Below are 9,035 nucleotides of genomic sequence, written 5' to 3' on the forward strand. Positions count from 1 at the left end.
AGACACATATTTAAACCGGGGACTTCACCCCCGCCAATTAAAATCGCCACACGTTTGCTTGTAGTCATTGCACACTCCTTTGTAATTTGGGTAAAAACCCCTCAAGTGACATTCAGTTAATTATACGATCAAAACAAACTTAAGTTGCGCCGGATCTAGCAGTTTGCGAATTTGGTTTAAATCCGGCCCAGATTATAGACTTTAAACCTTAATAGCAGCAAAAGCATCCCCAAAGGCGAAACGGATTTTACATTTGCCTCCGGGGATGCCTAAAAGATTTCTGGTTGAGAAATAGCTATTGCGTGATTCGTGATAAGCGGTTTTTAACTCATCGCCAGGATAACATTCGTTCGTCAACTCCGGCGTAGTGCAAGGTGATCTCGGCCAATTGACCGTTGGGGAACATGGGCCGCTGGTCAGAACCATCGGCGTTCATAATCCAGATTTCCCACTGGCCGGTGCGGTCGGTTAAAAAAGCTATTTTGCTGCCATCCGGCGACCAGGCCGGCGCGGCGTTATTCCAGTGCGGGTTTTCCACCGGCACAAAACGCAACTGACCCTCCACTTCCTGGCTGACCAGGCGATTGTTATTGGCCAGAACGGTGAGCGGCGTTTCGGTGTGCCGTTGCCGGTTGCTGCCGTCAAGATTCATGGTGTGGATTTCCCAATGACCATCCTGCCAGTAAGCCACAGCCACCTTACTACCATCCGGCGAGATAACGGGCGTGTGATCACGATAGTCGTCTGTCACAAGCTGGGCGGTATTGGTATCTACATTGTGCAGGGTGATGCCGGTGTTCACTTTGTGGATAACCTGATTGGCCTGGGTGGGATGTCCACTGGGGCCATAGCTGTGCCGTTCGGTAAATATTTCGGCAATTTGGCCGGTGTTCAAGTTAAATTGCTTCAAATACCAGTGGGCGTCGGCGGGAATCCGGTAGGTTATCACCCCATCCTTTTCCTCAATGTCTCTGGCCTCAGGTGGAATTTTAATCGAATCTCCCGCCATCAAGGTTTTGGCAATATTAATCCGGTGATATTCGTCATTCAGACGCCCGCCATCCTGGTAACTAAAAATCAACTTTGCTCCATCGGCCGTCCAGGTGGGCGATTTCATTTCGCGCCAGCCATGGGTCCAGGCTTGTTCGTTGCTGCCGTCCACATTTATCGTAAACAACTCGTATCGGGGCGTCCAGCGGGTAAAGGCGATTTTGGTGCCATCCGGCGAAAGCTGAGGATCAATACCTTGGGTAATCCGGCGCAGGCCGGTTCCATCAGCATTGATGAGATAAATATCCCCTCCGCTCTGGTTTTGGAAAACAAGCTGTCCGCCGCCGTTTTGGCTAACGGAAACCGGGCCATTTCCGGTTGGAGCAGGCGCTGTTTCGCCGGAACTCTCAGCGGTTTCCGCCGGAACAGTAACGCCAACGGGCGATAAATCAACGCCCTCAATCCGCCAACGCCCATTGTACTTGCCAACGTAAACGGAAATAGGACGATCGCCGGGCTGGAGCATGGCTTTCACCTGGTAGGTCACCTCGCTAACCCACTCGGCGCCGGTAACTTCAAAACTGGTGGCCGGACTTTCCTGAACCGCCGCCACAATGTCGGCAGCGCTAACACTATCCAACAAGTAAAACTTCATTGTGTTTGATAGTTCCGGTCGCAGTAACGTCACCAGAAAACTGTTGGCGGCGGCCCTGGCCAAAGTGGTATCCAGATTAGCTTGTTGCGCCTGCGCCGGAAGAGAACCCGTTACCCAAACGCTGAAGGCCAGCCCAATGATCAAGATCAAAGATAAGATTCTTTTTGTTTTCATTTTCATCCCTGCCTTTTTTGAAGGGCAAGACTGCCGCATAGCAAAGCATTGCCCTTCGAAATAGAATGTAGGCGCCTTATACATCCGGCCCAACTTCAATATCAACAAAAGTGGTCATGCCCCAGCGCAAGCGCGAGGTGTCGCCTTTGGTGATGTCAATCAACACAGTGTAAGTCACATCGCCGGCCTTGGTTTCTGATTTGGGTTTGATGCGGGTCACTACCCCTTCAAACTCTTCGCCGGGCAGCGCGTCCACGCTGATCTGAACTTTAGCGCCTTCTTTCACATTTACCACGTCAATCTCGGTCAAGTCGTCGGTTTCAATTTGCCAACGCGAAGTGTCACCTATTGAGATGACCGGTTCCCCCGGTGAAACAATTTCGCCGGAATCAACATTCCTGGCCCCCACCGTGCCCGCAAAGGGTGATTTTAACTCGGTTTTGGCCAGTTCAGTTTGGGCCGACACGATCCCGGCCTGGCCCTCTTTGATCCAGCCTTTCTCTGCTTCAACAATTGCCTCGGCTGAAGCAATCTCTTCGGGTGTGGCTCCGGCAACGAGTTCAGCCAGCGCGGCCTCGGCTCTGACGACTTCGGCCTGGGCCTGGGCAATCTGTTCGGGCGTGGCTCCAGCCTTAACTTTGGCCAAAGCGGCTTCCGCCTCTTTTACCCCGGCGCGGGCCACAGCTATATCCTCGTCGGTGGCCCCATTGAGGAGTTTTTCGTAGTCTGCCTGCGCGGCCTCATAGGTCAGGGTGGCCTGTTGCAAGGCTACGCCATAAGGTTCGGCCACTTCCGGTTCGCCGTAAACAAACTTGTCATAGTCGGCCTGGGCTAATCGCACGTTGGCTTCTGCTTGCAATAACCTGGCCGACGCAGCTTTTAAGTCTTCATCCCGCGCCCCGGCTAACACCTGGTTCAGCGTAGCCTGGGCAGTCTCCACTCTGGCTTCGGCCTGGGCAATATCTTCCTCGGTGGGGCCGGCAATGATTTCTGCCAAAGCCGCCTCCGCTCTGGATAGCGCCGCCTCGGCCTGAGCAATTTGCTCCGCTGTTGCACCTGCTTTCACCCTGGCCAGGTCAGCTTCGGCTCGGCCTAAATTGGCTTCAGCGCGAGCCAAACTGGCCTCGGCCTGCCCCACCGCTGCCTGTTGGCTGGCATTATCTAACTGGACCAGGGTTTGCCCGGCAGTAACTTCGTCGCCTTCTTCAACTTCAACCGCAGTTACCCGCCCTCCCACTTCAAAAGAGAGGTTGGCTTCTTGCTGCGGCACCACAAAAGCTTCGGCGGAAACCACATTGGGCTGTTGAATGGCCTGGGCCTCAACCGGCTCAGGCGTTGCTGTTGGCTCAGACGAGCAAGCGATAACTCCCCCGGCCAATAAGATGACCATTAACATGGTGGCAACAAATTTTAGTTTCATGGTTGTTCTCCTTGAACTCAAGCGAATTTATGAAAAAGTTGAGAGATACTCTAACTCAATACACTTTCAAAGCCCCTGTGGGTTTTAGAAGCTTTTAAGGCTTGACCCCACAGTTTGATTCTCTATCAGATATTTTATACGAGCAATTATACGAAAAGTTGTACTTCAGGCTACAAAAAATCGTATTAATTTAATGATTAAGTTTGACTAAAAAAATATTTAGCTTAGACTAAAAAATTAACCATCCGATTATATTATACTTTTTTTAGGCTGTCAAGCCATTTTCTGTTCTTGTCGTTGTCTCAATTTTAGGCCACAGGGTAGGGACAGGACATTGTCCTGTCCCTACCACCAAAATTTTTGGGGCGCACCGTCGGCCTATTAATTTCTGAGTAAAATTTATACTCTATCATAACCAGGTAAAATAACTGTTAAATTTAGGTTAAGTCTTGGTAAAGACTTTTACGGGCCTCTATTCATAGGCCAGCACCTCGCGCACGGTCAAGCGGGCCGCGTTGCGAGCCGGGATAAAACTGGCCAAACCACTTAAAATAATCACCATAACTAACCACAGCCATACGCCGGGCAGCGAGTAAGTGAAGCTGAACGGCATGCCCAATACCTGGGTGCCAACGGCGTTGGTCAGCAGTTTGCCCAGGAATGGGGCCGACACCGTGCTTAATAACCAACTGAGCGCGCCAATAGCCATGCCTTCGCGGATGAAAACCCAGGCCACACCCCGCGTGGGCGCGCCAATGGCCCGCAGCACGCCAATTTCACGGGTGCGCTCCAGCACGTTAATGCTCATGGTGCCCATCAAACCCAGCCCACCCACAATGGCCAGCATAAAGGCCATGATCATTAACAGGGCAATAATGATGCCAAAAAATGCCTCGGCCTCCAGCCGTTCGGTGGCTAAAGTAGCCACGGCGTCAATATCCGTGCCCAGCCGCTCAAACTGGGCTTCGATGGCTTTGGAAATTTCAATAACCCTGGCTTCGTCGTGGCGCTCGGTAGATACCAGCATGGTGTCGGCCAAACCCACCTGACTGGTAAGCTGGGCAATGTAATTATAATTGGCATAAGCCATAGGCACCATCATGCCCATCCCCACTCCCACCACCCGGAACGGGCGTTCGCGGCCGTCTACTTTAAGCACCACGCTATCGCCCAACTTTACATCCCGTTCTTCTTTCATAAAAATAGAGTCCAGCACCACGGCGTTTTCATCGCCGGGCAGCAGCCAACGGCCCTGTAAAATTTTAGGGCCGCGCACCAACGCCGACTCCGCGTGCGGGGCAAACATGTAAATCATTTTGGTTTCGCTGCCGTCGGGCCGCACCCGGCGGGTGGGTAACTGGAGCCACACATCTGTGGCGGTTACGCCGGGCACAGCCAGGGTCTCGCGCTGCACTTTTTCGGCCCGGTAGGCCCGGCCAAAGATGATCATAATATCAAAGTCCCAGGTGTGCAGTATATCATCCATCGTGGTGTCCAACGACGACTGCATACTGAAGACGGCAATAAAAATGGCGCCGGCCAGGGTCAGAGTGATGAGGGTTAAGGTGAGCCGCCACTTGCTGCGAAAGATATTGCGCATGGAGAGCAAAATGGGCCGCAGTAACACCCGCCGGGCAAACCACAGGTTAGCGCCCGATAATAGCCGGTCAATCAAGCCGGCGCCAAAACGGCCTTTGCCCAAGCTAAAGGCGCTCATGGCCTCAACGGGCGTGATCGGCAAATTGGTCAAAAATGGCGGCAGCGAGGCCAGCATCGGCGTGAGCAGGCCAATGATAATTTGCAGCACAATAACTTGCGGCGGCGTGGCCAGCTCAACCAGGTCAAAGTTGAACATGGCGGCCATAAATCGGCTCAGTTCGCGCGCCCCGGCCATGCTCAAGGGCACGGCTATAAGCAGGGCCAGCAGGCCGTAAATCAGCACCAGGCCCAAATACATGCCCATAATCTGGCCGGTGGTGGCGCCAACGGCCTTCATGATGCCAATTTGTCGCCGTTGTTGGGCCAAAAGGGCAGAGATGGTATTGATGATCAAAAACACGCTCAAAAACAGCGACAGCAGGCCGATGATGCCCATCAGCAGCAAAATACCCTGCAAAATGGCGTCCATAGGAATCTGGCCCGGCTCGGCGGTCATGGTTATGGGGATGGTCAGGCCGCTGCGTTCGGCCCTGTTTTTAACCTTGTTGACCGCATCTTGGGCGTGGTCTTTATCGCTTTGGTTTGCGGGCACAATGTGCAGCTCATTAAATCCGTAAGGCTCGCCAAACCATTCCAGGGTTTTCATAGACACGTAGCCGTAGGGCGTGCTATCAATTTGGGCCGGCATCTGGACCAGATCATGCACGGTGCCGGCAATACGCAATTGACGATACTTTTTATCGGCGGTTTGCATGGTGATCTCATCGCCAATGTTGGCCTTGATCACCGGCAGGGCAGCCCGTTCGATGAGGATTTCGCCGTCGGGCGGCGGCCAGGCTCCGGCTTGCGGCCAAATTTTGTTGACCCGCATGTCGTTGTAATCGGCCACGCCAAAAACTGTCAGGTTGGCCCAATCATCCGGGCCGGTCTGGACGCGAGCCGTCAAAAAGTAACGGGCATCGGCCTCGGCCACTTCGGGCATATCGCGCACCGCCTGCACAAAATCTTGGTCAAAGGGTTCCAGGGTGCGCACCGTGCCGCTGGAAGGGTTGATGGCGGCGTAACTTTTGGCCATTTCGGTAGACAAAATGGAGCGGGCGCTGATAATGGTGCCCACGGCAAAAAGTCCCACGGCAATTGAAAGCACAATCAAAAACGTGCGTATTTTATTGCCCCATAGATCGTTAATAACTTTGTGCCAGCGTGACCTAAGCATGGTTTACCTCCTGGTTGTCAGGCACAATTTTTCCATCGGCCAGAGTAATGATGCGGCTGGCCCGCCGGGCAACGTCTTCATCGTGGGTTACCAGCAGCACCGTTGTGCCTTGATTGACCAGTTCCGCAAACACGTCAATGACCGCCTCGGAAGTGACCGAATCCAGGCTGCCGGTCGGCTCGTCGGCTACCAGGAGGGGCGGGTTGTTGGCCATGGCCCGGGCAATGGCCAGTCGCTGCTGCTGGCCGCCCGAAACCGCCGCAGGTAATTTGTGGGCGTGTTCGGCAATTTCAACTTGCTCTAATAGCTGCAAGGCTCGTTGCCGCTGCTGCCGCAGCGAATACCGCCTGGCAAAATCCATCGGCAGGGTGACGTTCTGCAGCACCGTGAGTGTTGGCAAAAGTTCAAACGTTTGAAACACAACGCCCACGTTCCGGCCGCGCCATCGGGCTGCTTTTTCCGGCTGCAATTGGTGCACCGGTATGCCGGCCACCCATATTTCGCCCGAGGTAACTCGATCAAGGCCGGTAATCACGTTAACGAGCGTGGTTTTGCCCGCGCCCGATTTGCCCATAATGGCCAAAAACTCGCCCGGCTTGACTTCCAGGTCAATGCCTTTGAGCGCGGTCACTTGCCCGGCGCGACTCTGGTATTTTTTCACCACGCCGCGGAGGGTGATGAGCGAGCCGCTGAGGTTATTTTTTGTTTTATTTGAATTAGACCAGAGCATAAAACCCTCCAGGGGAGCAGAGTAACAGGGTAGCAGAGTAGCAGAGTAACAGAGTAGCAGAGTAACAAAACAGCAGGCTTGCTACCTTGTTACCTTGTTACCTTGCTACCTTGAACTACCACACCCGCGGCAACAGGCGGTAACGCACATCCTGGGCGTATTCCTGATAGCCTTTAAGTTCTCTAACCAGCACCCTTTCTTCATTCCTTACCCTTGCTACAAGAACAGGAATTATCAACAGGGCAGGGACCATGGCCCAGTAAGACCCCAAAGCCAGGGGAAGTGAAATACACATCAGCAATACACCCAGATACATGGGGTGACGAACAATTGCATATAGCCCACTACTGATAACAGGCTGTTCTTGTTCTACTTCTACGGTACGGGAGGCAAAACGATTTTCTCTAACAACAAAAAAACATATTCCATAACCAAGCATTACCAGAATATCGGCCACAACTACGACGACCACGGGCACATCAGACCACCCGAAACGTTTGTCAAAGCCTGGAATTAGAAAGGTGAGCACAAAAAAGAGAGACAGGACTTTGATAATCAGCTTTTGCTCCGCTTCCTTCTCACTTGTTTTCGACCTTCTTTCCAGCAGTTCAGGATCATTCTTGAGCCAATAGCTAAAACCGAGCGCCATAGGAATGAAGAGGATGGCTAAAACAACCCAGGCTTCCCAAAAAGCAAACGTGCCCGCCGGCAAAAAGAACACGGCCAGCCAGATAAGTAAAAAAATCAATAAGCGCGCATAAAATGTTTGGGCTAGTTTTCTGCGGGAAAGCGAATTATGCATGGAACTCCTTCACTCTCTAAAGCGATTTACCACACGCCCGGTAGTAAACGGTAACGCACCTGCCGGGCGTACGCCTGATAACCGTCCAAATTTTGCTGAAGCATGGTATCTTCCAGCGCCGTGCGCACCACCAAAAAGGGCGCCGATAGAATTGCCGGGATGAAGGCCCACCACGACCCCAGCAAAAACGGCGTGACCAGTTGGTACAAGATTGCCCCCACGTAACCCGGATGGCGCACCAATTGGTAAGGCCCGCCGGTTTGCACCGTATGCCCGGCGTGAAGGCGGACGGTGGTGGAAAAATACGCATTTGACCCGGTAGCCCAAAGCACAAAGGCCCAGCCAAAAACAAAACCAAGCACTCCCACCAGGTGCAGCGCCAACGGCATGGCCGACCAGCCAAAACGCGCGTCCAGCGCGGCCACAATCCACGAGAGCATGGGCATCAAGCCGGCGCCCATGCCGGTCAAAAACTTATCGGTTTGTGAAGCGCCCTCTTCGCGCAGTCCCCTGGAACGTTGGGCCAGCAAGGCCGGGTTGGTGGGGACCAGGATCAAAACGTTAACAATGGAAGCCAGGGCGAACAGTCCAATAAAAATCCAACCCCATCCCCAATCCCACTGTCCGGCGATGGGAAATAGAATTACGGCAAAAAAGATCAGACCCGCGCCGGCTTTGATAATCCACGATATAACGCCGCGCTTGATTTCGGGCGTCATTTTTGAAGTATCTTTTGAAGCAGTATCATTCATCATTATCTCTCTAATGTTGATCACCAAATAAGCGGTAATAGGCGATAGCGCACCTGCCGCGTATATTCTTGATAGCCAGCCAGTTCTTCTTGAAGAGTTTTGTCTTCAAGCGCGGCCCGAATTATCGTCAGGAGGGCGGTCAACACGGCCGGGATGAAGGCCCACAGCGAGCCAAGCATCAACGGCGTAGCCAGATAGGCCATGATCCCCCCCGCATAACCTGGATGGCGAACATATTGGTAAGGTCCCTCGCTGACAACAGTGTGCCCTCGTTCTGTTTGAATACGGACGGTGGCCGAGAAAAATCTATTTGAAATAACGGCCCAGTAAGCCAACAAATAGCCCAATACAAGCCCGGCCAGCGCAATCAATTGCAGTTCAAGTGAGATCTGTGGCGACCCGTCAAAACGCATATCCAACCCGGCCACAATCAATGTAGCCAGTGGGCCTAAAAGAGCCGTAAGCCGAACGAGGACTTTGTCCCAGGCTTTGGTATTTTCTTTTTCCAAAGCCCCGGCTCGTTCTTCAATTAAATCTGGATATTTGCGCAACATCATCACCCGGCTGGCCACGTTGCTGATGATTATCAGCCCCACGTAAATCCAGGCCATGGCCCAATCCCATCGCCCGGCGGTAA

7 protein-coding genes are annotated in these 9,035 nt (G+C 53.1%); all 7 read right to left on the minus strand.

Annotation, left to right across the window (positions count from 1 at the left end):
• Positions 1 to 328 precede the first annotated feature (328 nt).
• Positions 329 to 1,819, minus strand: a complete 1,491-nt coding sequence (locus JW953_08345; protein MBN1992703.1) for a PD40 domain-containing protein — start codon at positions 1,817 to 1,819, stop codon at positions 329 to 331.
• Positions 1,820 to 1,895: 76 nt separating this feature from the next.
• Complete coding sequence (locus JW953_08350) at positions 1,896 to 3,239, minus strand: efflux RND transporter periplasmic adaptor subunit (GenBank protein ID MBN1992704.1); 1,344 nt, start codon at positions 3,237 to 3,239, stop codon at positions 1,896 to 1,898.
• A 472-nt stretch (positions 3,240 to 3,711) separates the two neighbouring features.
• The gene (locus JW953_08355) at positions 3,712 to 6,114 is read right to left on the minus strand and encodes an FtsX-like permease family protein (GenBank protein MBN1992705.1); all 2,403 of its coding nucleotides are present in this window, start codon (positions 6,112 to 6,114) and stop codon (positions 3,712 to 3,714) included.
• A complete protein-coding gene (locus JW953_08360; GenBank protein MBN1992706.1) occupies positions 6,107 to 6,844 on the minus strand; it encodes an ABC transporter ATP-binding protein in 738 nt (245 codons plus the stop codon). The genes JW953_08355 and JW953_08360 overlap by 8 nt, the downstream gene beginning before the upstream one ends.
• Before the next feature lie 115 nt (positions 6,845 to 6,959).
• Complete coding sequence (locus JW953_08365) at positions 6,960 to 7,646, minus strand: isoprenylcysteine carboxylmethyltransferase family protein (protein MBN1992707.1); 687 nt, start codon at positions 7,644 to 7,646, stop codon at positions 6,960 to 6,962.
• A gap of 26 nt (positions 7,647 to 7,672) precedes the next feature.
• On the minus strand, positions 7,673 to 8,401 hold the full coding sequence (locus tag JW953_08370; GenBank protein ID MBN1992708.1) for an isoprenylcysteine carboxylmethyltransferase family protein: 729 nt from the start codon (positions 8,399 to 8,401) through the stop codon (positions 7,673 to 7,675).
• 17 nt (positions 8,402 to 8,418) lie between these two features.
• On the minus strand, positions 8,419 to 9,035 hold a 617-nt coding region (locus JW953_08375), incomplete at its 5' end, for an isoprenylcysteine carboxylmethyltransferase family protein (protein MBN1992709.1).

The organism is Anaerolineae bacterium, from assembly GCA_016931895.1.
Lineage (GTDB): Bacteria > Chloroflexota > Anaerolineae > 4572-78 > J111 > JAFGNV01.